The sequence below is a fragment of the Alteromonas sp. a30 genome (assembly GCF_026788005.1).
GTDB lineage: Bacteria > Pseudomonadota > Gammaproteobacteria > Enterobacterales > Alteromonadaceae > Paraneptunicella.
This window is the reverse complement of record NZ_JABEPE010000009.1, coordinates 149,224-172,465: the sequence shown is the minus strand read 5'-3', so window position 1 is coordinate 172,465 and position 23,242 is coordinate 149,224. Positions and strand designations below refer to the sequence as shown.

Annotated in this window: 20 protein-coding genes and 1 tRNA gene; 15 read left to right on the top strand and 6 right to left on the bottom strand. The window is 42.4% G+C overall.

The window, feature by feature from the left end:
* The first annotated feature begins 15 nt into the window (after positions 1-15).
* Positions 16-471, top strand: a complete 456-nt coding sequence (locus tag HJG39_RS10940; protein WP_268409150.1) for a type IV pilin protein — start codon at positions 16-18, stop codon at positions 469-471.
* 2 nt (positions 472-473) lie between these two features.
* Here the strand turns inward: HJG39_RS10940 and HJG39_RS10935 are convergent, their stop codons facing one another.
* The gene (locus HJG39_RS10935; protein ID WP_268409148.1) at positions 474-1,049 is read right to left on the bottom strand and encodes a GspH/FimT family pseudopilin; all 576 of its coding nucleotides are present in this window, start codon (positions 1,047-1,049) and stop codon (positions 474-476) included.
* A gap of 131 nt (positions 1,050-1,180) precedes the next feature.
* Here HJG39_RS10935 and HJG39_RS10930 point away from each other — a divergent pair, with 131 nt between their 5' ends.
* The 14 genes from HJG39_RS10930 (at position 1,181) to rpsO (ending at position 16,784) form a co-directional block, all read left to right on the top strand.
* Positions 1,181-1,519 (top strand): P-II family nitrogen regulator, encoded by a 339-nt coding sequence (locus HJG39_RS10930; RefSeq protein WP_268409146.1) that lies wholly within the window; start codon positions 1,181-1,183, stop codon positions 1,517-1,519.
* A gap of 213 nt (positions 1,520-1,732) precedes the next feature.
* Positions 1,733-1,809, top strand: a tRNA-Met gene (locus HJG39_RS10925).
* Between the two features lie 225 nt (positions 1,810-2,034).
* Positions 2,035-2,493, top strand: coding sequence for a ribosome maturation factor RimP (gene rimP, locus HJG39_RS10920; RefSeq protein ID WP_268409145.1), 459 nt, complete (start codon positions 2,035-2,037; stop codon positions 2,491-2,493).
* 55 nt (positions 2,494-2,548) lie between these two features.
* Complete coding sequence (gene nusA, locus HJG39_RS10915) at positions 2,549-4,042, top strand: transcription termination factor NusA (protein WP_268409144.1); 1,494 nt, start codon at positions 2,549-2,551, stop codon at positions 4,040-4,042.
* A 24-nt stretch (positions 4,043-4,066) separates the two neighbouring features.
* Positions 4,067-6,700, top strand: coding sequence for a translation initiation factor IF-2 (gene infB, locus HJG39_RS10910; protein ID WP_268409142.1), 2,634 nt, complete (start codon positions 4,067-4,069; stop codon positions 6,698-6,700).
* Positions 6,701-6,799: 99 nt separating this feature from the next.
* Complete coding sequence (rbfA, locus tag HJG39_RS10905) at positions 6,800-7,228, top strand: 30S ribosome-binding factor RbfA (RefSeq protein WP_268409140.1); 429 nt, start codon at positions 6,800-6,802, stop codon at positions 7,226-7,228.
* 18 nt (positions 7,229-7,246) lie between these two features.
* The gene (gene truB, locus HJG39_RS10900; RefSeq protein WP_268409139.1) at positions 7,247-8,179 is read left to right on the top strand and encodes a tRNA pseudouridine(55) synthase TruB; all 933 of its coding nucleotides are present in this window, start codon (positions 7,247-7,249) and stop codon (positions 8,177-8,179) included.
* Positions 8,180-8,525: 346 nt separating this feature from the next.
* Positions 8,526-10,178 carry a methyl-accepting chemotaxis protein gene (locus HJG39_RS10895; protein ID WP_268409138.1) on the top strand — a complete coding sequence of 551 codons (1,653 nt, stop codon included), beginning with the start codon at positions 8,526-8,528 and terminating at the stop codon, positions 10,176-10,178.
* Positions 10,179-10,216: 38 nt separating this feature from the next.
* Complete coding sequence (locus HJG39_RS10890; RefSeq protein WP_268409137.1) at positions 10,217-11,377, top strand: porin; 1,161 nt, start codon at positions 10,217-10,219, stop codon at positions 11,375-11,377.
* A gap of 12 nt (positions 11,378-11,389) precedes the next feature.
* Positions 11,390-11,809, top strand: a complete 420-nt coding sequence (locus tag HJG39_RS10885) for a phosphate ABC transporter substrate-binding protein (protein WP_268409136.1) — start codon at positions 11,390-11,392, stop codon at positions 11,807-11,809.
* A gap of 1,191 nt (positions 11,810-13,000) precedes the next feature.
* A complete protein-coding gene (locus HJG39_RS10880) occupies positions 13,001-14,617 on the top strand; it encodes a methyl-accepting chemotaxis protein (protein WP_268409134.1) in 1,617 nt (538 codons plus the stop codon).
* Between the two features lie 44 nt (positions 14,618-14,661).
* Positions 14,662-15,858, top strand: coding sequence for a porin (locus HJG39_RS10875; protein ID WP_268409133.1), 1,197 nt, complete (start codon positions 14,662-14,664; stop codon positions 15,856-15,858).
* A gap of 23 nt (positions 15,859-15,881) precedes the next feature.
* Positions 15,882-16,301, top strand: a complete 420-nt coding sequence (locus HJG39_RS10870) for a phosphate ABC transporter substrate-binding protein (protein ID WP_268409180.1) — start codon at positions 15,882-15,884, stop codon at positions 16,299-16,301.
* A gap of 213 nt (positions 16,302-16,514) precedes the next feature.
* Positions 16,515-16,784 carry a 30S ribosomal protein S15 gene (gene rpsO, locus HJG39_RS10865; protein ID WP_268409131.1) on the top strand — a complete coding sequence of 90 codons (270 nt, stop codon included), beginning with the start codon at positions 16,515-16,517 and terminating at the stop codon, positions 16,782-16,784.
* 137 nt (positions 16,785-16,921) lie between these two features.
* Here rpsO and HJG39_RS10860 read toward each other — a convergent pair whose 3' ends face one another.
* The 5 genes from HJG39_RS10860 to HJG39_RS10840 all read right to left on the bottom strand — a co-directional run bounded on the left by HJG39_RS10860 (position 16,922) and on the right by HJG39_RS10840 (position 23,021).
* A complete protein-coding gene (locus HJG39_RS10860) occupies positions 16,922-18,433 on the bottom strand; it encodes an ATP-binding cassette domain-containing protein (RefSeq protein ID WP_268409129.1) in 1,512 nt (503 codons plus the stop codon).
* Entirely contained in the window at positions 18,426-20,060 is a 1,635-nt protein-coding gene (locus tag HJG39_RS10855; RefSeq protein ID WP_268409127.1) for an ABC transporter ATP-binding protein/permease, read from the bottom strand. Before HJG39_RS10855 ends, HJG39_RS10860 begins: the two co-directional genes overlap by 8 nt.
* A 121-nt stretch (positions 20,061-20,181) precedes the next feature.
* Complete coding sequence (gene cydX, locus HJG39_RS10850; RefSeq protein WP_268409126.1) at positions 20,182-20,292, bottom strand: cytochrome bd-I oxidase subunit CydX; 111 nt, start codon at positions 20,290-20,292, stop codon at positions 20,182-20,184.
* A gap of 24 nt (positions 20,293-20,316) precedes the next feature.
* Positions 20,317-21,453, bottom strand: a complete 1,137-nt coding sequence (gene cydB, locus HJG39_RS10845; RefSeq protein ID WP_268409125.1) for a cytochrome d ubiquinol oxidase subunit II — start codon at positions 21,451-21,453, stop codon at positions 20,317-20,319.
* Positions 21,450-23,021: a cytochrome ubiquinol oxidase subunit I gene (locus HJG39_RS10840; RefSeq protein ID WP_268409123.1), complete on the bottom strand. Its 1,572-nt coding sequence runs from the start codon at positions 23,019-23,021 to the stop codon at positions 21,450-21,452. The genes cydB and HJG39_RS10840 overlap by 4 nt, the downstream gene beginning before the upstream one ends.
* Positions 23,022-23,242 lie beyond the last annotated feature (221 nt).

Here is a 23,242-nt window from a genome sequence, read left to right as displayed (position 1 = left end):
GGGTTAAAATAAACCATGAATAAAGGCTATTCATTAATTGAATTGATGATCAGTGTGGCAATTGTGGGAATATTAGCGAGTATTGCTTATCCCAGTTATACGGGCTTTATTGCGGGAAGTAATCGCAGTGTCGGACAAGCTGATTTAATGGCGCTAGCTGCGGCAATGGAGCGGCATAAAGCTGCCAACTACACATATCAAGGCGCAGCCGCAGGAGGGGCAAATACAGGAACGCCTGCTATTTTCCGAACATATTCACCGTCTTCTGAACCTGCCACAAACAAGAAATATGATTTAACTATTTCAACTGTATCCGCCAGTGGGAATAGCTTTAGTTTAAGCGCTCAGCCTGTCGCAACATCCACACAATCGGGTGATGGCGCCTTGTTCTATTTTAGTGATGGACGAAAAGCATGGGATAGAAATAATGATGGTGCGTTATCCGCAGATGAATACTGTTGGAGTTGCTGAATTTATGGGCAGGTTAAATCAGCACCTGCATTGGTTTCATAAATTCCGTCATTATTCGAGTCTTGACTCACACGAACTCGGCCTTGCAAACTAATGGTAAGTGCGCGGGCAAAACCAGCTTCGTTGCTGTCATGACACAAGCGTAATGATGCAGGTGAAGCTGTAGCGCCTGAACCTTGAAAGCTAATTACGCCAGCAGGACCAGAAAGGTTATAATTGCTCACGCTTCTACTCGTGCCGCCAAGAATATCTTCGTTGTCATCGCGAATCCCATCAGCATCCAAATCAAGAAACACCATTTTAGGAAGGTTCCAGTCAGCAGTACAGGTTGTAAAATCGCTACTTGGACATACTATGCTAGTGACCTGTTCATTAATAGCAGAGTGCCTGGCAAGCTGCACGACTGCACTGAGCTCATTGATTTGACCTATCAAGCGGTTTTGGATCAATATATCGCGAACCATAGGACCAACAGCAGTGATTAGAATGCTCATTATTGCAATGCTAATCATCAGCTCAATAAGTGTTAGTCCCTTGGCGTATTTTTGTTGAGAACTATTAGGTTGAGATTGTTTCATGCTCGGCCTTGGCTATTACCACGCTATCATCTTAGCGTTTTTGGCGGAAAACAGGGTATTCGTCGACTGACTTGGGTAGTTTAGGTAATACATTAAGATGCGAAAAACATCGCAGTTTTAGAGGAACAATAATGAAGAAAATAGAAGCAATCATAAAACCGTTTAAAATGGATGATGTACGCACTGCGTTAGGCGAGATTGGCATTTCTGGTTTGACTATGACAGAAGTGAAAGGCTTTGGTCGACAAAAAGGACACACAGAGCTTTATCGTGGGGCTGAATATCAAGTTGGCTTTTTGCCAAAAATTAAAATTGATCTTGTTGTGGCAGATGACTTAGTTGATCGCGCGATTGAAGCGATTACCGAAGCTGCACACACAGGAAAAATCGGAGATGGGAAAATATTTGTGTACGATGTGTCACGAGCGGTGAGAATTCGTACAGGTGAACAAGACGAAGAAGCGTTGTAATCACAAGTTCAGTATTATTTTTCTTATATAAATGCGTAGAAAAACGTAAATTTCGTTTGATAAATGTCCATATTGATTGATGTGTGAGCAAACAAACCAAATATGTCATTTATTTTATATTTTGGGTTGCGCAAGGTTCGGACCTATGTATAATACGCAGCACATTCAGGGCGAGGCAGCTAACGCAGCCAGCAAGAATGGAACGAGATCAGACGCGGGATGGAGCAGCCTGGTAGCTCGTCGGGCTCATAACCCGAAGGTCGTCGGTTCAAATCCGGCTCCCGCAACCAATTTAATACCGATTGAAAAAGTATTCAGCGGTTATTGAATTCGAGAAGGAAAAGTGAAAAATGGATTTACTAAGACGATTTTAGTCTAGGCAAAAGCCCCGCTTGTACGGGGCTTTTTGTTATTCCCGATTTGCGAATTTGTATTAGGTTTACGCACTGAGGGATTCAGTTAGTAATTTTATAAACTGGGCTAAAAGGCCCTTTTTTTATTTTTGGAGTCCAGCTTTGTCTAAATTTGATGAAAAATTGACGGAAATGTTAACCCCTCCTGTTGAGGCGTTGGGTTTTGAGTTAATCGGAATTGAATTTGTCAGGGCTGGTAAACATTCAACATTACGCTTATATATTGATAGTCCTAATGGCATTACAGTCGACGACTGTGCCGACGTTAGCCATCAAGTCAGTGCTGTGTTGGATGTCGAAGATCCAATTAGCACAGAGTACAACCTCGAAGTGTCTTCACCGGGAATGGATCGACCACTTTTCAAAGAGCAACATTACCTCGATATTGTTGGGCAGGAAGCATCTGTTCGATTACGAGTCCCTATGGGGAATCGTCGAAATTTCAAAGGGGAAGTGGTGTCCGTTGAAAATGGCGTAGTCAAATTGAAAGTCGATGGTGAAGTGTTTGAGCTAGTCATTGGTAATATAGAAAAAGGTAATTTGGTACCTAACTTTAAATAAGAAATAGAGTTAGGTTAAAAATCACCAGAAATATACTGAGTGAGGCGACAGGACAATGAACAAAGAGATTCTGTTAGTGGCTGAGGCTGTCTCTAATGAGAAGCAGGTCCCAAGAGAGAAAATTTTTGAAGCGCTTGAGTATGCATTAGCGAGTGCCACCAAAAAGAAAAATGTTGGTGATATCGAAGTGCGCGTTAGCATCGATAGAGACACAGGCGACTTCGATACATTTCGTCGTTGGTTAGTTATTGAGGATGAACAACCTCAAGAAAACCCATTCGCAGAAATGACCTTCTCTGCAGCTCAGATAGACGCACCAGATATTCAAATCGGTGATTATGTTGAAGAGCAAATTGAGTCAATTAAATTTGACCGTATTACCACCCAAACGGCTAAGCAAGTTATCGTACAAAAAGTACGTGAAGCTGAGCGCGCTCAAATCATCGACGAGTATCAAGACCGTTTGAATGAGCTAGTGACCGGAACGGTTAAGAAAGTTAATCGCGATAACGTTATCATTGACCTAGGCAACAATGCAGAAGGCGTGATGTATCGTGAAGACATGCTACCAAGAGAAACATTCCGTCCGGGCGATAGAGTTCGTGGTTTGCTATTCGATATCCGCCCAGAAGCAAAGGGCGCACAGTTATTTATTAGCCGCACCAAGCCCGAGATGCTAATTGAATTATTCCGCATCGAAGTGCCTGAAATTGCAGAAGAAACCCTAGAAGTTAAATCTGCGGCACGTGACCCCGGTTCAAGAGCCAAAATCGCAGTAAAAACTAATGATAAGCGCCTAGACCCAGTTGGTGCCTGTGTCGGTATGCGTGGCTCACGTGTGCAGGCGGTTTCCGGTGAACTGGGCGGTGAACGAGTTGACATCGTACTTTGGGATGAAAACTCAGCACAATACGTTATCAATGCAATGGCGCCAGCAGAAGTGGCTTCTATTGTTGTTGATGAAGATAGCGGCACAATGGATGTTGCCGTCGAGTCTGATCACTTAGCTCAGGCGATTGGTAAAAATGGTCAAAACGTCCGCTTAGCTAGTCAGCTAACTAAGTGGGAATTAAACGTAATGACTATCGACGATTTAAACCAAAAACACCAAGCCGAGAATGAAAAAGTCTTGGCTGTATTTGTTAATGGTTTAGATATTGACGAAGACTTTGCATCATTGCTTGTCGAAGAAGGATTCACCACATTAGAAGAAGTGGCCTATGTGCCAGTGAGTGAATTGGTTGCCATTGATGGCTTAGATGAAGAGACCGTTGAAGAATTGCGCAACCGCGCAAGAGCTGCGCTAACAACCCAGGCGTTAGCTAACGAAGAGTCTCTAGAACGCGCGGAGCCAAAAGAAGAACTTCTTGCGCTTGAAGGCATGGAAAAACATGTTGCTTTTGTTTTGGCAAGCAGAGGCGTTGTCGATCTGGAATCATTAGCCGAACAAGGTGTTGATGATATCTCAGATATTGAGGAATTGGACGAAGAGTCAGCAGGTGCACTGATTATGGCGGCTCGGAATAAGGTCTGGTTCAACGAAGAGTAAAACATCAGCAAGAGGAGCATAATCATGGCAGAAGTGCAGATTGAAAAGCTTGCTAGCGATATCGGGACAACAGTCGACAGATTGTTACAGCAATTTGCTGATGCAGGTATCACCAAAAAAGCAGAAGATTTAGTAACTGAAGACGAAAAACGTCGTTTGCTTGACCACCTAAGCAAGCAACACGGTGGCGCGAGCAATGAAGCGCCGAAGCGTATGACACTACAACGCAAAACCACCAGTACGTTAACTGCGGGTAAGTCTCGCCAAGTTAAGGTTGAAGTGCGTAAGAAACGTACTTTTGTTAAGCGTACAGAAGCGGAAGAAGAAGCGCGTCGTATAGAGCAAAAACGTTTGGAAGAAGAACGTATTGCAGCTGAAAAAGCAGCAGAAGAAGCCGCATTGGAAGCAAAGCGTGCAGCGGAAGCTGCGCAAAAAGCCGCAAAAGATGCTGAAGAGCGCGCGCGTAAAGAAAAAGTAGAAGCTGAACGTAAAGCGCGGGAAGAAGCGAAGAAAAAGGCAGAAGCTAGTAGTCAACCTGAAGTAGATGACGCTCCTGAAGAATCCGCTGAAGATAAAGCGGAACGTATTAAAGCAAAAGAAGAAGCAGAGCGTTTGAAGAAGCAGCAAGAAGAAGAAGCGAAGCGTAAGTTAGAAAAAGAAGCTGAGGAAGCGGCTGAGAAAGCCCGTAAATTGGCTGAAGAAAACCGTAAGCGCTGGGAAGAAGAAGAAGCTCGTCGTAAAAAAGAAGAACAAGAAGAAGTGCATATCCACAGCAGTAAATATGCACAAGAAGCGGAAGACGAAGAAGATTTTGAAATTGAGCGTAGCTCACGTCGTCGTTCTCATAAGTCAAAGAAAAAAGCGACTGATAAATTGCGTCAAGGCTTCAACAAACCTGCTCAGCCCGTAAATCGTATGGTAAAAATTGGTGAAACGATAACTGTATCCGAGCTTGCTAGCCGCATGGCGAAGAAATCAACGGAAGTTATCAAAAGCATGATGAAGCTTGGTGAGATGGTAACTATCAACCAAGTGTTGGATCAGGATACTGCCGTACTTGTGCTCGAAGAAATGGGCATTGAATACGAATTAGTGAATGATAACGCGTTAGAAGACGAGTTGTTGGCACAATCAAACGGTGGCGTAAAATCCACTCGCGCGCCTGTTGTGACTATCATGGGTCACGTTGACCACGGTAAAACATCCTTACTTGACTACATTCGTCGTGCACAGGTTGCAGAAGGCGAAGCTGGTGGGATTACACAGCATATTGGTGCATATAGCGTAGAAACTGAGAATGGTGAAATCACATTCCTAGATACGCCAGGACACGCCGCGTTTACCGCTATGCGGGCTCGTGGTGCGACAGCAACTGATATTGTTATTTTGGTCGTTGCCGCCGACGATGGTGTGATGCCTCAAACAAAAGAAGCGGTTCAACACGCAAAAGCAGCGGGCGTTCCTTTGATCGTCGCTGTTAACAAAATGGACAAAGAAGCCGCAGACCCAGATCGCGTAAAAACTGAGCTTTCTCAACTAGAAGTTATCTCAGAAGAGTGGGGCGGTGATCACCAGTTTGTTAATGTTTCAGCTAAAACAGGCATGGGTGTTGATGCTTTGTTAGAAGCCATTCTGCTTCAAGCTGAGCTACTTGATTTACAAGCTGTATCGAAAGGTCCTGCTCGCGGAATTGTTATCGAATCACGCCTTGATAAAGGTCGCGGTCCAGTTGCTTCTGTATTGATTCAAGAAGGTGAGCTGAACGCAGGTGATATCTTACTTTGTGGTATTGAGTATGGCCGTGTTAGAGCGATGCGCGATGAACATGGTGTAGAAGTTAAAGTAGCGGGACCATCAAAACCTGTTGAAATTCTTGGTTTATCTGGTGTTCCTCTAGCTGGTGAAGACGCGCTTGTTGTTCAAGATGAACGTAAAGCACGTGAAGTAGCCAACAAACGTCATATTAAACAACGTGAAGTGAAGCTAGCGAAACAGCAAAAAGCGAAACTTGAAAACATGTTTGCAAACATGGAAGCGGGTGATGTTTCAGAGCTTAACATTGTACTTAAAGCTGACGTTCAAGGTTCTGTAGAAGCTATTACCGAATCCCTGATGAAAATGTCGACCGAAGAAGTTCGCGTTAACATTATCGGTAGCGGAGTGGGTGGAATCACTGAAACGGACGCAACGCTTGCAGCAGCATCGAATGCCATTGTTGTTGGCTTTAACGTTCGTGCCGATGGTTCCGCGCGTAAAGTCATTGAAGCAGAAGAAATCGACTTACGTTACTACAGCGTCATCTATGATTTGATTGAAGAAGTTCGTCAGGCAATGAGCGGTATGCTTGCGCCTGAGTTCAAACAAGAAATCATTGGCTTGGCAGAAGTTCGTGATGTATTTAAGTCGCCTAAGTTGGGTGCCATTGCCGGTTGTATGGTAACGGAAGGTAACGTTAAGCGTAACAACCCAATTCGTGTACTGCGTGATAACGTGGTTATTTACGAAGGTGAGTTAGAATCACTACGTCGCTTTAAAGACGATGTACAGGAAGTGCGTAACGGCATGGAATGTGGTATCGGCGTTAAGAACTATAATGACGTTAAAGTTGGCGACCAAATTGAAGTATTTGAAACGGTAGAAATTAAGCGCGAGCTATAAGTTTTACCCAAAACTAAAAATGAAAGATGGGCAGGCTGAAAGGGCTGCCCATTTTTGTCTTTTATAGACACATTAATACTGAATTGAAGAGGAATCATTGTGGCTAGAGAATTTTCCCGTACCGATAGAGTCGGGCAACAAATCCACAAAGAAATCGCAAGTATCTTGCAAAATGAATTTAAAAAGCGTGATCCGCAGCTTGGATTTGTCACCGTTTCCGGTGCTGAAGTTTCCCGAGACTTGGCTCACGCTAAAGTGTTTGTGACTTTCTTTGAGTCCGACGAAGAAAAAGTCAAAGAATACATGCAGATATTAGAAGACAACAAAGGTTTCATTCGCTCATTACTGGCAAAGCGTCTCAGAATGCGTTCAGTACCGGCGATACATTTTAGGCAAGATACCTCTATTACTGAGGGCATTCGCATTTCAAGTTTGGTTTCGAAAACATTGTCGGAAGATAAAGATAAAGCCAATCGAGCTGGGCGCGATTATGATGCAGATAACGACACTGATACTGAGCAAAAATAATAAGAAGCTAAACAAAATATGGGAAGACGAGGAAAAAAAGGCCGTGATATAGACGGCGTCATTCTAGTAGACAAACATTTAGGCTGCTCATCAAACCACCTACTCCAGCAAATAAAGCGCCTTTATAATGCCAACAAAGCAGGACATACAGGTTCGTTAGATCCTCTTGCAACAGGCATGTTGCCCATCTGTTTTGGGGAAGCAACTAAGTTCTCACAGTTTTTACTTGATGCTGACAAAACCTATGAAGTGACTGCGCATTTAGGCGTACGCACGACTACCTCCGACGCTGATGGCGATGTTGTTGAAACAAAGCCAGTGAATGTGTCCGAAGAACAGTTTATGCAAGCAATTCAGCAATTTAAAGGCACAACTGAGCAAGTGCCATCCATCTATTCAGCGCTTAAGTACGAAGGGAAACCGTATTATTACTATGCGCGGCTTGGTATAGATATTCCTCGCAAATCACGGCCGATTACTATTTTTCAACTAGAATTACTCAAATTTGATGGTGTGAATGCGGATTTGCGTGTGCGCTGTAGCAAAGGCACCTATATTCGCAGTTTAGTTGACGATATTGGTCAGGTTTTAGGGTGTGGTGCGTACGTTACTCGTTTGCATCGTACAGAAGTGGCAAATTATCCTGCTGAAAAAATGCAGAGTTTAGAGGTTATCCAGCAGCAAGTTGCTGAATTAGATTCAGATGAACTTCGTTTTGAAACCCTTGATACTTTCTTATTACCTGTTGATGCGGCTGTTGACAATTTTCCTGTGGTTGAGCTAGGTGATTGTCAATCCCACAGTCTTATGCATGGACAGCCCGTAAAGTTGGAATCGCCATGTAAACAGGGAATAGTGCGTATTTATGATAATGCCTCACAACGTTTTTTGGGGATAGGGCAAGTGGAAAATGGCCAATTAACCTCTAAAAGGCTCGTTTCCACCGCTTAATATTTTCTTTTCTAATTTCAATTCCACATTTGTGCTGCTTACTGGTGCTACTTGAAATAAAAGTAGGCGGCATTTTTCTAAATTTACCCCCAATTTCTTCCCCGTGTTTTTAATTTACCCACCCATAATCCTGGATAATATTTTATTTTTTAATTTAATTAAGAATAATTTTTATCATACTAAAAGTTAATTTAAAAAATTAAATTATCTGCTTTAATTATTCAGAATATAAACAAATTTAAGAGTTTTGTATTTTAAAATATTTCTTATTTTAAGTGTGGGGTTCTTAATAATTTTGTCTATAGTTTAATCGTAAGTTAATTTTTTATTGGTTTGATACTTTGAGTTGTTCAAAGCTTTTAATTTAATTTTCTGGGGTAATATGGGACTAAGTGGACTATCTATAAAAACCAAGATTTTGTTGATTCCAACTATTGGGACAATCAGCTTTGTTATTTATTTGGTTTTAGCAACATTAACCGCATCGGGTAATGTTGCACTCTTGGATAACGCGGGGAAGGAGCAGTTTCCTGTGTTGCAGATAGCGATTAAGCTTTCAAGTGATATCGAAAAAGTAGAATCTCTTTTTAATTCTGCTGTGACGACAGGAGATGAGGAACAAATTGAAGTTGCCAGGAAATTACACGATGTAATTAAAGTGCAATTTGAAAAAATGGAACAAATTTCACCGAAAACTAAAGCGCAAATAAGTAACGTTGAAAAGATATTTGATAGCTATTTTTCTAAAGGCGAGAATTTAGCTAAAGGAATGGTTCATCAAACAATTGATTTTGCGAAACTTCCTCAACTTGGAGAAGAATTAAACTCGTTATTAGGTAAATTGAAATCTTCAGTAAAAGATTATGAGTCTGCAAGAACAAATGAATTTGAATCTTCTATTGAAAAGGCAAATACGGATAGTGCTCGGTTAGTTCAAATTGGAATTGTGATGGGGGTAATTACTATTACCCTTCTTTTTGTTACCGCTATTCCAATTGTAAGAGGCATTCATTCCTCACTAATGGATGTGATTAAGTCCTTAAATGACATTTCTGAAGGTGACGGTGATTTAACCGTTCGGTTGACAACAAAAAATGCAGACGAAATCGGCAAATTAGTTGAAGGATTTAATGCCTTCATGCAGAAGTTGCAAACAACGATTCGTGAAGTCATTCAAATTGCTATGCCACTGTCAGATACCGCTACTAGGGTAAAAAGCTCTGCGGACGAAACAAGCCACATCACAAGCGAGCAGCAGAAAAGTGCGAGCCTGACACTTCAGTCTGTGAATGAAATGAACAACGCTGTTCGGGATATTGCAAGTAGCGCATCTCAAACGGCAGAGTCCGTTAATAGTGCTTCGTTACTAACGAAAGAAGGCGCTGAGGTTGTTGAAGAAACAATTAGTTCGATCAATGAACTTGCCTCGAAAATTAATGAGTCCGCGAACGTTGTGTTCCAACTAGAGCAAGATGTGGCGCAAGTGAGTGATGTCTTGAATGTGATACGCAGCATTGCTGAACAGACCAATTTGCTTGCTCTTAATGCTGCAATTGAAGCTGCTAGGGCTGGGGAGCAAGGACGTGGTTTCGCGGTTGTTGCCGACGAAGTCCGAACTTTAGCGTCCAGAACGCAATCTTCGACAGAAGAAATTCAAACCACCATAGAAAAACTCCAATCTGCTTCTCGTATTGCGGTATCAACGATGAATGAAGGCACAAACATGGTGGATGGCAGCGTAGAAAAAGCATCGTCCGCCGGACAGTCGCTAACGTCGTTAGAGCAAACTATCGAAAATATTAGCAGCATGACGATGACCATTGCCGCCGCAACGGAAGAACAAACTGTTGTTGTGAAAGATATTGTTGGCTCAGTTGAGGAAATTGGCACAACAAGTGAGGCGACTCACCGTACCGCAGGGGATCTAGCAGAAGTAAGCAATGATCTGGCCGTTATGGCAGAGAAGCTTCAAAAACTGACGAGTGGCTTCAAAGCTTAACTCTAACATTCACTTGATAAATAAAGACTGGAATACACATGAACACGTTTAAGAAATCTTTGTCCAAGGCAACCTGCCTTATCGCGGCCTTAGGCTTCGTAGCCAGTGCTAGTGCTGAGGTAAAGTTGAGTGGCTTCGCGTCATTTGTTGGCGGAAAATTTAGTGAGGATAGTTATTCTTATTTAGAATACGACAATGACTTTTCCTTTTCGCCTGATACCGTTTTAGGGATTCAACTTGGCGCCGACCTCGCTGATGATATTAAGGTCACCGCACAATTAATTTCAAAAGGGTTAAATGACTATGACGTAGAGGTTGAGTTGGCTTACTTAACTTACTCCGTCAACCCTTTTTGGGATGTTCGCGTTGGTCGCCTCCGAACTCCACTTTTCTACTATTCGGATTTTCTTGATGTAGGTTATGCCTACCCATGGATACGTCCCCCTTCAGTTACCTATCGGGTTGATGCTGCTTCTTTCGACGGAATGGACATGTTATATCGAACTCGTTTAGGAGGTTGGGATAGCACTTTCCAATTGGTTTATGGGGCAGATGAAGAGGAAAACGTGGAATCAAATGGCCTTTATGGCTTGACCATGACCTTTAACCGCGATTGGCTTACCTTCCGCTTAGGGTATATCTCATCAGAAGTGACGGTCTTTAGCGAAGAGCTTGTGCCCATTTTCGATGGGATAAGAGCTGCAGGTTTTGGCGACGTAGCTGATGATTTTGACCCAGGTCAACCTCGGAGATCACGTTATCTTGCCGCAGCAATGATAGTTGATTACAACGATTGGCTAGTCAATATGGAATACACCCAAGTTGGTTGGGATAAGTCGAGTATTTTCTTACATGATAGCGCTTGGTTTGCCATGGTTGGGCGTCGTTTCGGTGATTATACCGTGCACCTAACTTATTCAACTCAAGAGGACGATCCAGACTTTGAGGATAATACGATTCCGTTATCTGGAGTACCTGCCGGGATTGCCACTCTTGGTAATGTGCTAAACGCCATTATTTCCAACGAACAACAAGATTCTTTAACGCTAGGGGTGCGTTATGACGTTGCTGGTGGCGTTGCATTGAAAGCAGAAGTGACTCGCTACAGTTTGGATATTGCAGAGCCTCTCTTCCCCGGGCAGCAAAGCAATGTTGACGATGGCACTCTATTCAATATTGGCTTAGACATCGTCTTTTAAGGAGTCGTTATCATGAGAAACAAACTAATCAAGGCGATTGGCTTCTTTACCGTAGTGTTTACATCAAGCAACGTGTTAGCAGAAGTTGCCGTTATTGTGCATCCATCTAATACTAGTCAACTTAATACGGAGAGTATCAAGCGTATTTTTTTAGGAAAAGATGTGCTTTTCCCAGATGGCTCAAAAATAGCGCCGATGGCGATGGAGTCAGGTCCCATAGCGGATGAATTTAATCAAAAGGTTCTTGAGCGAAATTCATCTCAATTGAAAGCATATTGGTCGAAGTTGGTGTTCACAGGAAAGGGCGTTCCTCCTGAGTACGTCACTAGCGATGCCGATATGGTTAAGGCCGTAGCTGGAGCAGCAAACAAAATTGGGTTTGTAAATAGCGCCAGCGTTGATGACTCAGTAAAAGTTATCGCTACTTTCTAAATTCCTTCCTATTAAAGGGTTATCACAAAGTTTAGAGCGGCTTCGGTCGCTCTTTTTTTGTGCATTTTAGCCTCATACCAAACATTGTTTGTTTTTTCACCTATATGCAATTGGTGGTTAACTAAACAACCGATCTAATAATGATTATGTGTATTTAAACCTTAACATGAAAATCAATAACACAATAAATAGAGCTTAAACGATTTATTTCTTTTTATAAGGTAAAAAGAAGTGCACTAATTAATAATATTTTTTAACTAGTAAGGCTATAAAATTGTTTGTGTCGAGCTATCTTTTTGTGTCGAAATTTTAGTGATGTTACTTTCATAAAAGTGAAATTATATACATATCCAATATGTGATAAATTTGTGATAAGTTCATTATTGGGATAATGTGATAGGATACTTGATAGTTACAGCAAAGTGTTGTTATATGGTTGTTTTTAAGGGGCTTTGGCGTAATTTTAGAGTGCCTGACTAGTCATGTGTTTGCCATGATAAGCGTGTGATATCGTATAACTGTAAAACAATTTCCTATTTGTAGTATTGTGTTGTTATTTATTGTTCTTAATAAAATGTGAAGAGTTTTTTCATCAAATATGAGTTAAAAAAAGCATTTTATGTTTTGCAAAATCAGCCGATAGGTAGAATGATGTATCACTTGGATGTAATCGCTTTATTTTGAATGGTTATTATATTTGACTAGAGTTGGTCCTGCTATTACGATACGGCGGGATCCATTGGGATAGGTTCTCCCACGCTACTTCGGTAGGCGAAAGGCCAGAAAGGGAGCAGGGCTTTAAAGGTCATTGAGGAAAATGACTCAACGGGGACAAACATAAACGCGGAGGGATATGTTCAGCATACTGAAGTGTTTAAGTTTTCTTTTACAGTGATTGAGCAATGAATTGTCTATCCATCGTCACAATAAAGAGTGTAGAGCGTAATGATAGACGTGAAGATTTTAGGCAGTTTTCAAAGTTGTGAGTATGTAGAAGTGTCATTGGGAAATATAGAGGCTTGGCTAGCTGTAGACACTATTTTCCATGCTTCTTCAAATTTCATAGCAAAGAGATAAGTAACCGGTAAGTTAAGTGATTTGTTGGTTTTTAGGTGAAGCTGCTGGGTGACTCGTGCGCCATTAAAGCAAAGTCTAATCGTTTTTTATTTTATTCATCATGAAAGGGGCTTTATGGAAACTAATGGATTCTCAATCAAAGCAAAAATACTCCTGATTCCAACTATCGGGACAATCAGCTTTGTCATTTACCTTGCTTTGTCAACGATCACCGCCTCGTTGAATGTCGACCTACTTGAAGACGCTCGTAAAGTTCAATTTCCTCTTGTGCAGCTTACATCAACTCTTTCTAACGATATTGAAAAAGTCGAAGCAGCGTTTAACTCTGCTGTCACAACGGGCGATGAAGATCAAATTAGTCTTGCTAAAGAATTAAAGAAGCATATTGAGGCGCAGCTTGGTGAAATGCAGGGTATTTCTCCTGCTAATGCAACTGAATTGAAACATATCAAAGATCTGTTCATTGACTACTTTGGCAAAGGCGGCAACTTAGCTCAAGGAATGGTAGAACAGAGCATTGACTTTAGCCTGTTGCCACAAATGGGTGAAGAGTTAAATTCGGTGTTAGGGGAACTTAAGAAATCGGTACAAGACTTCAAAACTGCACGTAATGAGGAGTTTGAAAACTCGATTACCAAAGCCAATACAGATAGCTCACGACTGGTACAGATTGGTATCGGTATGGGCGTTATTACTATTGCTTTGCTCTTTGTTACTGCAATTCCAATTAGTCGAAGCATTCATGCATCACTTTCAGATGTCATTAATTCTTTGAAAGACATCTCTGAAGGTGATGGTGACTTAACCGTCCGCTTGAAAACCAATAGCAAAGACGAGATTGGTGAGTTAGTTGAACGCTTTAATGCGTTTGTGACCAAACTGCAAGGGACGATTCGTTCTGTGTTAGAAATTTCGCACCCACTTTCCAGTACCGCTTCCACAGTTAAAGGTTCGGCTAGGAAAACCAGCGATACGACTAACGATCAGAAAAAGAGTGTTCAAATTACAATTAACTCTGTGACTGAGATGAATAGTGCGGTGCAAGACATCGCGCAGAGCGCCTCACAAACAGCGGATTCAGTTAACAATGCATCTTCGTTGACTCGTGAAGGTGCAAGTGTTGTTGAAGACGCAATTCGCTCCATTAATGAAATGGACAGCAAAATTTCTGATGCTGCCGAAGTTATTTATAAATTGGAAAATGACGTCGAGCAGGTCAGTGATGTACTTAACGTTATCAGAAGCATTGCAGAACAAACAAACTTACTCGCGTTGAATGCAGCCATTGAAGCCGCGCGAGCAGGTGACCAAGGACGAGGTTTTGCTGTTGTTGCTGACGAGGTAAGGACACTCGCTTCAAGAACTCAGGCTTCTACTGAGGAAATTCAAGCAACTATCGAAAAACTACAAACAGCTTCACGCTCGGCAGTAGCCACGATGAACTCCGGTGCGAAAATGGTCAAAACCAGTGTGGAAAAGGCATCAACTGCTGGTAAAGCTCTTAAGTCATTGGAAGAAACAATCGAGAGCATTAATAGCATGACCATGACAATCGCAACTGCAACAGAACAACAATCCGTTGTAACAAACAACATTGTTGACTCTGTCGAAGAGATTGGTTCGACAAGTGAAGCGACTAACCGTACAGCGAATGATTTAGCCGATGTGGCAAATGAACTTGCTGAGATGGCGGGGAGATTGCAAACCTTAACAAGTGGTTTCAAGGCGTAACACTTTCTAATTCGTTTTTTTGCAACAACTGGAACAACAAACACATGAAAATATTTAAAAAATCTTTACTTGCACCGTGGCTGTTGGCGAGCTTAGCGTTGCCAACACAGGCTCAAGCTGCGATCGAGGACAATATCACTCTGAGTGGTTTTGCTTCTTTCGTTGGGGGCAGATTTAGTGAAGACACGCACCAATTCGCTGGCTATGACGATGAAGTTACATTTTCTGCTGATACCGTTATGGGTCTACAAATTAGTGCGCAGCTTAGCGACAAGATCAGTGTAACGACACAGCTTATCGCTAAAGGCGTCGATGATTATGACGTTGAAGCTGAATTGGCATATTTAACTTACTCAGTTAATCGTAACTGGGACATTCGTGCGGGACGTATTAGAGCACCATTCTTCTATTATTCAGACTTCCTAGATGTTGGTTATGCTTATCCATGGATTCGCCCACCTTCAGACATCTATCGTATCTTATTACTGTCATTTGATGGTGTAGATACGCTATATCGCATGAACCATGGTGATTGGTCTTCAACTTGGCAGTTCTTCTATGGGAACGAAGAAGAAGACATCGAAAGTGTATTAATTGGTGAAACCATTCCAACTGAAGCGAATGCGTTTACAGGTATCAACATTACGCTAAGTAATGATTGGTTAACACTTCGCGGTGGTTTCGTGAGCACCGATATTACACAGGGCTTGCCTTCTGCACTTGCCAACTTCTACGACAACGTATTAACACCTGCTGGTTTTGGTGACGTTGTGGCTGAGTGGGATATTCGTGAAGAAAAGAATGCTGAATACTTAGCATTCGCAGCAATCATTGATTATAACGATTGGTTATTCACAGCTGAGTACACTCAAGTTGAGTGGGATCGTCCTAACATTATTCTTAACGATGAAGCATGGTTCGTTATGGCAGGTCGTCGCTTTGGCGATTTCACTGTTCACTTGACTTACGCGCAACGTGAAGATGATCCAGAATTTGAAGGGAATACTATTCCAGAAGCGCACCCATTACACGGTGTATTCGACAACATTATCAGTAACGCTGGTAACTCTGAAGATACAACGATTACTGCTGGTGTTCGTTATGACATTGAAGCGGGTGTTGCGCTTAAGTTCGAAGTTAGTCGCAACGAAAGAGACATCGCTGAACCATTATTCCCAGGGCACGACAGCCCACTTGATGATGGTACGTTGATTAACTTTGGTGTTGATTTAGTATTCTAAGAGGGGATTTTGCCGTGTTGAAATTGAAAAAAGTTCTATTAGCAAATCTACTTTTAGGGTGCTCATTATTTTCGAGTTTTGCCTTTTCTGAGATTGCTGTAATCGTTAACCCATCAAACGCAAATGCTGTCGATGTGGATGAAATTAAGCGTATTTTCTTAGGTAAACAGTCAAGCTTTGCAGATGGTTCGTTAGCGACACCTATCGACCAACCTGAAGGTTCTGCACCAGTAGAAGAGTTCAACCAAAAAGTGTTGAGCCGTTCTTCAAGCCAATTAAAGGCTTACTGGTCTAAGCTTATTTTTACTGGTAAAGGTAAGCCACCCCAGAAATTGGGAAGTGATGCAGAAGTTATCAAAGCCGTTGCAAGTGAAGCTGATAAAATCGGTTACGTAAATGCAAGTGCTGTTGATGGCAGTGTTAAAGTGCTGATGAAACTTTAATAGCGCAAGTCACGTTTTAAAAACGGGTCCTTTGAGGCCCGTTTTTTTATGAGATAACAAAGCAAAACCGTTTTTACTGAAATGCACATTTTTACTTGCCTAACTTATGTAAAAGTCTATAATTCGCGCTCTTATCGATTTGCTGAATTAGTGATCGGCGAATCTTAATTTGAGGTATTGAGCAAGAATACCTCGTAGTTTTGGAGAAACATCATGTCACTAACGAAAGAAGAAACCGCACAAATTATCAGCGATTATGCAACAAAAGAAGGCGACACTGGTTCACCTGAAGTACAAGTTGCATTGTTGACTCATAACATCAACAAATTACAAGGCCATTTTAGTTCGCACAAGAAAGACCATCACTCTCGTCGTGGTTTGTTGCGTATGGTTAGCCAACGTCGTAAATTGTTGGATTACCTTAAAGGTAAGAGTCAAGAGCGTTATCAAGACCTTATCAAGCGTCTTGGTCTACGTCGCTAATATTTCCTCGGAAATTCTTACTGGAGCGACTTTAACTGGTGTTAGCGTCGCTCAAAAAAAGCAGAACTTCGGTTCTGCTTTTTTGTATCTATGCATCTATGCAGGTCAATCCTGTCCTTACCCCGAGAGTAGGATTGCTAATTTTTAAGTGATATATGATCAAGGTTAATCCGCTGTGTTACGTGAAGAGTATCTGGCGTGATATGACTTGCCACAATGACTATCTTGGTTTCAGCGATTTGATTTAAGCAATTAGAAATCCGAGCTTGCATCAAGGCATCTAATCCCTCGAATGGTTCATCAACGAGTAACAAGTCGAAATCGCATAACATTGCTCTGGCAAGTGCAAAGCGTTTGAGTTCTCCACCGGACAAAGTTCTTCCGTTTACGCCCAACCATTGCTGCAAATCCATTAGATGTTCAAGCCCAACACTTGCAAATACTTCGCTAATTTTTTGGGGGGATACTTCCGAGTTGGCAAGTGTTAGGTTGTCATAAATTGTGCCGTTCAGCGCTTTTGGAAGTTGTTCTATGTAGTGCCAAGGATGGAATAGTCCTTTTTCCATATGTTTTCCATTTCGAAAACGTTCTCCTGAGTAGTCCATATGCCCTGCACAGGCTTGTAACAAGGTGCTCTTTCCTGTCCCTGAACTACCACTAATTAAAACAATTTGTGGCGTATGAGCGATAATGGATATCTGGGGGGCAAAAGGAATTTGGGCGCTAAAATTTGATAGCGAAAAGGAGTGAGTTGCCTCGTTGTCTATAGTGGGCAAAATAGGAATATCTTGCACTGGAAGCGTTGAGAATGCGTTTTTAGCAACAAAATAATCAGTCAATGCCCTTTGTGAATATAAGCTGGGAGAGAGCGACTCCTTTGTCGAGAGAAGCAAAATAACCCCAATCATTACTACAGGACCAATACTCAGCGCATGAGTATTTGCTTGGAAAAGGAGTATGAGTAACATACTAAAGCCAATGCCTTGCAACAATAAAGCGGCATTATCGCTTTGCTGCTGGATCCTACGTTTAACCTGCCATAACGCCTTTGCTGAAGGCGATGTAAATTGGGGTTGTAAATGCCATATACTGGCGCTATTTAAAAAATCGTTAGACTGACGCCGGAATTCAGTCGCTTGGAGTACAATCTTCTGGCTCAACTTAACACCGCGCCAGCACATCACAGCGATGATGACTAAATATACGACGAGTAGCAGCACCAATGACCATTGCCATGAAGGTAGCCAGATAATGAGACTGAGTAAACCAATCAGCAACATAATGACGGCACTTGCATTTTGATTGATCCAAGCCATCCACAAATTAGCCATTGCTTCACTATGGTGGGCGAGGGCATCCGTCCCCATCGCGTGATGCTGGATTTGTGCATTTTGTAATCGTTTGAACAGACGCAGTCTAATCTTGGCAATACGATCGAGTAAATGCTGATGACCCACCCACATTTGACCATATCCTGAGGCTATTCTTATTAATGCCAAAGCACGTATCACGACAGCGGGAAGCATGTAATTGAAGTTAACACCAGCGATGGCACAAGCGGCGATAAACCACGATGAAAAAATCAATAGAATGATGCCCGAGCTGGCGTGAATGAGCGCAAGGCATAGGGCAACAAAAGGATTAGTCATTATTTTCAGGATTACCTGTTAAGAGTTGTGAGTTGGCGATTTGCCAGTGTTGACTAAACCACGTTTCCGGCAAGGTCTTATGAGAAGCCCAAATCACGGTTTTACCGACTAAAGAGCGCTTAAGGATTTCAGCAATTTCTTGATGCATGGCTTCTGTGAGATGAGCCGTTGGTTCATCCAACAAGAAAATATCAGCGTCACTGAGTAATATGCGGGCAATGGCGATTCGCTGTTGTTGCCCTCCAGAGATCAAAGGTACTTCTCCCATAGAGGTTTCTATTCCCTGAGGCAAAGCTGCGACCCATTTGTCTAGTTGCACCGCTTTTAATACTTGCGTTAAAGCTGAGTCATTAACTTCACGATTCAGAGTAATGTTGTCTTTCAAGCTTCCTTGCTTTAAGCAAGTTTGCTGATTGAGCATGGCGATATTGGCAGAAAGGCTGTGGCTAGCGCTACGCTGCCCCATTAATGCTTCAAGAAATACCGTTTTTCCTGAACCAGAGTCACCCGATAAGCGCACCCAGTCTCCTGCTTTTAACGTAATTTCATCGGCTTTTAAGCTCGGAGAATCCATTTGGAAGTGTTGCCAGTGTATTGCAGTAAAGGGGGCTTTGGTGGCCGCTTCTTTTAAGTCTTGTGTATAAATTGGCATTAAGTTGTGAGCGGCTGCTACAGCCTGTGCTTTTTGATGGTACAACTTGCCAAGGTGTTTCAGTTCAGAAAAAACTTGAGGCGCGACGAGCAATAAAAATAAACCGTGATGAAGCCCGATGGGGATACCAAAGTCAATTTCTCCAAGCAAACTGAATCCAACAAAAACAGCCACCAATGCAACGGCCAGTGTTGAAAAGAAATCTAAAACAGTGTTGGATAAAAAAGCCACAGATACCACTTTCATGGTGCGCTCATTAAGATCGTCGCTGGCCTTTTTCAGTATTGTTTCTTGTTGTTGATGAGCGTTAAAAATATTCAGTAATGTCAGTGACTTTAATCTATCAACAAACAGGCTACCTAAGCGTTCAAGCGCAATAAATTGCTTACGATGTTGATTGGCTGCACCTTTGCCAACGAGGTACATGAACAGAGGCAGGCTGGGGATCGTCACCAACATGGTCACAGCCACAATCCAATTTACTGGCCATATAATGGCAATCGCAATTAATGGTGTGAGCGCGGCTAAGCGTTTTTGCGGGGAATAGTAGGTGATATAGTTGCCTATTGCTGGAATATGATCTAACCATAACTGCTGCCAGAAGTAGTTATTTTCACCACGGATCATGGCATAACCACCTTGCTCCATGTGTTGTTGCAGTTTTGATTGCAAATCAATACAAACAGTGTGATGAACCCGACTCATCATAGCGTCTTTCATTTTGCTTAGTAGCAGCATGAAAATTAGGCTTAGAGCCAAATATTGCAGATGACGTGGGTTTGCAGCCGCAGAGTCGACAATGAGATTCTCCATGACTTGTGCCAACCACCAGAATGCGCTCAATTGCAGTGCAAATAATACAATTGAAATAAAGGTGATCGTTTGTAAAGGAGACTTATAAGCCGTACTTTGTTGCTTAAGCCAGTCAGAAAGCTGGCTATCGTTCATGACGATTGGTGATGTATTACTACTCACTTCTTAATAATACCTTTTATGGGATTAAACCCCGATGTCTTATTCTTATTAGTGATTAATATTGAATGGTTGTGGCTCGGCCTATTTTACCGCGTTGCCACAACCTCCTATTGCTCTAAACCTAGGCGTCGTCTTTTCTGTCTAAGTCTTCTGTGACTTCAAGCCACATCGCATTAATGATGCCGAAGGCGCAGGCTAACAAGACACCTAAGATCCAAGTGAAGTACCACATATTGTATCTCCTTCTTTAACTTAATTAATAGATCGCATGGCTTTGGTCTAACTGCTCTTGTTTAATGCGTCCGCGCATCACCCAGAAGCTATAAGCCGTGTAGCTAAGTACGATGGGTACAAAAATACAGGCAACATAAAACATAACCTTTAATGTGAGAAAGCTGGAGGTTGCATCCCACATTGTCAGGCTTGCATTCAGCATACTTGAGCTAGGCATTAAGAAAGGAAACATGGAGAAACCAGCAGTTAAAATAATGCCAGTAATAGAAAGTGAACTAAACACAAAGGCTTTTCCTGCATGTTGCTTTTTGCTGAATAACGCACAACCTAGCGCACCTAAAATACCCAGTGCTGGGGCGACTATCATCCAAGGATATTGTTGATAATTATTCATCCATGCACCGTTTTGCATCTCTACTGTTTTGGCTAATGGATTGGAGGTGGCTGCTGTATCGATACTTGATGTCAGTACATAGCCATCAATGCCATAAGCAACCCACACGCCTGCTAATGAAAATAACACTATATTCGTTAGCGAAAGTGAAACAGAGACCTGACTTGCTCTTTCTAACAAACTACCAGTGGTTTTCATTTGTAACCAAGTCGCGCCGTGGTTAAGCAACATGACCACAGAAACCAAACCAACTAAAATGGCGAAGGGGTTTAACAAGCCAAAGAAGCTACCTGTATAGGTTGGGTGTAGATTATTACTGAACTCAAACGGTACGCCTTGCAGTAAATTACCGAATGCCACGCCAAATATTAGAGCAGGGATAAATCCACCTGCGAATAGAGCCCAGTCCCATGCTTTTCGCCATTGAGCACTGGGTAACTTACTTCGATAGTCAAAGCCAATAGGGCGCATCCATAAGGCTATCAAGGTAAGTGCTAACGCTAAATAGAAACCCGAAAAGGCGGTAGCGTAAATAATTGGCCAAGCCGCGAAAATCGCACCGCCTGCCGTAATAAACCAAACTTGATTGCCATCCCAGTGAGGTCCAATCGTGTTTATCATGACCCGACGATCTTCGTCCGTTTTGCCGACTAGCGTTAGTAATGCGCCAACGCCTAAATCAAAACCATCTGTGATGGCAAAGCCAATGAGTAACACGCCAACGAGTACCCACCAAACAACGCGTAAAAATTCATAATCAATCATGCTTTAATCCCTCCTACAGATGGTGTTTCGCTTGAGTTTTCTGTGTCATGAGTCATTCCAGAAGGCCCTTTACGCGCAAACTTCCTCATTAAATAAAAACCAATGATAAACATGACAGCGTAAAAGCTGGTGTAAAGCACAAGTGTGGTTGCCACCTCAGCAACACTGAGATTTGATGCGGAGGCATGGACTGGCAGAATTTCTGCAATGGACCAAGGTTGACGTCCAAACTCTGCTACAAACCATCCTGCTTCTGCGGCGACCCAAGGTAGTGGCAAACTGAATAGCGATGCTTTTAACAGCCAGCGTGGCTTAGTGATTTGATGTTTCGTGCTGTACCAAAATGCCAACGCAAATAGCACCAACATGGCAAAACCAGAGGCAACCATAATTCTAAAGCTCCAGAATAATGGTGCGACCGGAGGAATACTGTAATCAACCGCCTTATCTATTGCTTCTTGAGAAGGGGAGCGAATATCATCCGTAAAAGGTTGCAGCAACATGGCATAACCTAAGTGATCTTTGTTTGCTTCAAAGATGAGCTTTTGATCAGCACTAGCTGAGCCATCGCGCACTGAATCCAGAAGGGCGTAAGCTTGGCTACCATTGAGGATCTTTTCGCGATTTTCCTTCTTGATATCTTTTATGCCTTTCACTTCTTCGTCTAACGAACGTGTAGCAATTAAGCCCATTAACCACGGAATCCGCAGCGCATATTCAGTAGTTTCTTTTTCATCATTAGGAATACCGAATATAGTAAAAGGAGCGGGAGCGGGATGGGTATCGTATTCCGCTTCAACGGCGGCGAGCTTCACTTTTTGCACATCACCGAGTTCGTAACCACTCTCGTCACCCAAAATAATGACAGAGATAATGGAAGCTAAACCAAAGCTGGCTGCGATGGCGAAAGAACGACGAGCAAACGCGATCTCACGATGCTTAAGAAGGTAGTAACTTGAAATTGCGAGAACAAACATTGCGCCAGTTACGTAACCTGCGGCCACGGTATGCACGAACTTCACTTGTGCGACAGGGTTAAAGATGACATCGGAGAAGCTGGTCATTTCCATGCGCATGGATTCGATATTAAACTCGGCGCCAACAGGGTACTGCATCCAGCCATTTGCAATCAGGATCCAAAGGGCTGAGAAATTAGAGCCGAAGGCGACCAACCACGTTGCCATTAAATGTTTTACTTTGGACATTTTATCCCAACCAAAGAAAAACAGGCCAACAAAGGTGGACTCAAGGAAGAATGCCATTAAGCCTTCAATGGCCAGTGGGGCACCAAAAATATCACCCACATAATGGGAGTAGTAAGACCAATTCATACCGAACTGGAATTCCATGGTTAACCCCGTGGCAACTCCCAGAGCAAAGTTAATTCCAAACAATTTTCCCCAGAACTGGGTCATTTTTTTGTAAATCTCTTTACCCGTCATCACATATACGGATTCCATGATGGCAAGTAAAAAGGTTAACCCCAAGGTTAATGGAACAAAAATAAAGTGGAACATCGCGGTAAGGGCAAATTGCCACCGAGATAGCTCTATCAGCGTTTCGTTCATTACGACTCCTAAATATAATAAAACGTAATTCCGTCTAGCTCCGGTCGCCAAAAGAATTCATAGCCATCGAAACAAGTTAAAGACTCTTTTATGCCTTTGATTCTACAAAGAGCATAAGCTGTGCCAATGTGAAAAGTCTTGTTGAAAAGTGAAAATTAAAGCGTTTTTCTATTGGTCCTTGCGCCAATCATAACGATCGTTGGTAGAGGTTGAGTTACCAG

What these genes read in the sequence shown, in the direction of transcription:
- truB (WP_268409139.1), top strand. Translation starts at nt 7,247, where the DNA reads ATGGGAAGACGAGGAAAAAAAGGCCGTGATATAGACGGCGTCATTCTA.
- HJG39_RS10880 (WP_268409134.1), top strand. Translation starts at nt 13,001, where the DNA reads ATGGAAACTAATGGATTCTCAATCAAAGCAAAAATACTCCTGATTCCA.
- cydX (WP_268409126.1), bottom strand. Translation starts at nt 20,292, where the DNA reads ATGTGGTACTTCACTTGGATCTTAGGTGTCTTGTTAGCCTGCGCCTTC.
- infB (WP_268409142.1), top strand. Translation starts at nt 4,067, where the DNA reads ATGGCAGAAGTGCAGATTGAAAAGCTTGCTAGCGATATCGGGACAACA.
- HJG39_RS10840 (WP_268409123.1), bottom strand. Translation starts at nt 23,021, where the DNA reads ATGAACGAAACGCTGATAGAGCTATCTCGGTGGCAATTTGCCCTTACC.
- HJG39_RS10890 (WP_268409137.1), top strand. Translation starts at nt 10,217, where the DNA reads ATGAACACGTTTAAGAAATCTTTGTCCAAGGCAACCTGCCTTATCGCG.
- rpsO (WP_268409131.1), top strand. Translation starts at nt 16,515, where the DNA reads ATGTCACTAACGAAAGAAGAAACCGCACAAATTATCAGCGATTATGCA.
- HJG39_RS10860 (WP_268409129.1), bottom strand. Translation starts at nt 18,433, where the DNA reads ATGACTAATCCTTTTGTTGCCCTATGCCTTGCGCTCATTCACGCCAGC.
- HJG39_RS10940 (WP_268409150.1), top strand. Translation starts at nt 16, where the DNA reads ATGAATAAAGGCTATTCATTAATTGAATTGATGATCAGTGTGGCAATT.
- HJG39_RS10930 (WP_268409146.1), top strand. Translation starts at nt 1,181, where the DNA reads ATGAAGAAAATAGAAGCAATCATAAAACCGTTTAAAATGGATGATGTA.
- HJG39_RS10935 (WP_268409148.1), bottom strand. Translation starts at nt 1,049, where the DNA reads ATGAAACAATCTCAACCTAATAGTTCTCAACAAAAATACGCCAAGGGA.
- HJG39_RS10885 (WP_268409136.1), top strand. Translation starts at nt 11,390, where the DNA reads ATGAGAAACAAACTAATCAAGGCGATTGGCTTCTTTACCGTAGTGTTT.
- cydB (WP_268409125.1), bottom strand. Translation starts at nt 21,453, where the DNA reads ATGATTGATTATGAATTTTTACGCGTTGTTTGGTGGGTACTCGTTGGC.
- nusA (WP_268409144.1), top strand. Translation starts at nt 2,549, where the DNA reads ATGAACAAAGAGATTCTGTTAGTGGCTGAGGCTGTCTCTAATGAGAAG.
- HJG39_RS10875 (WP_268409133.1), top strand. Translation starts at nt 14,662, where the DNA reads ATGAAAATATTTAAAAAATCTTTACTTGCACCGTGGCTGTTGGCGAGC.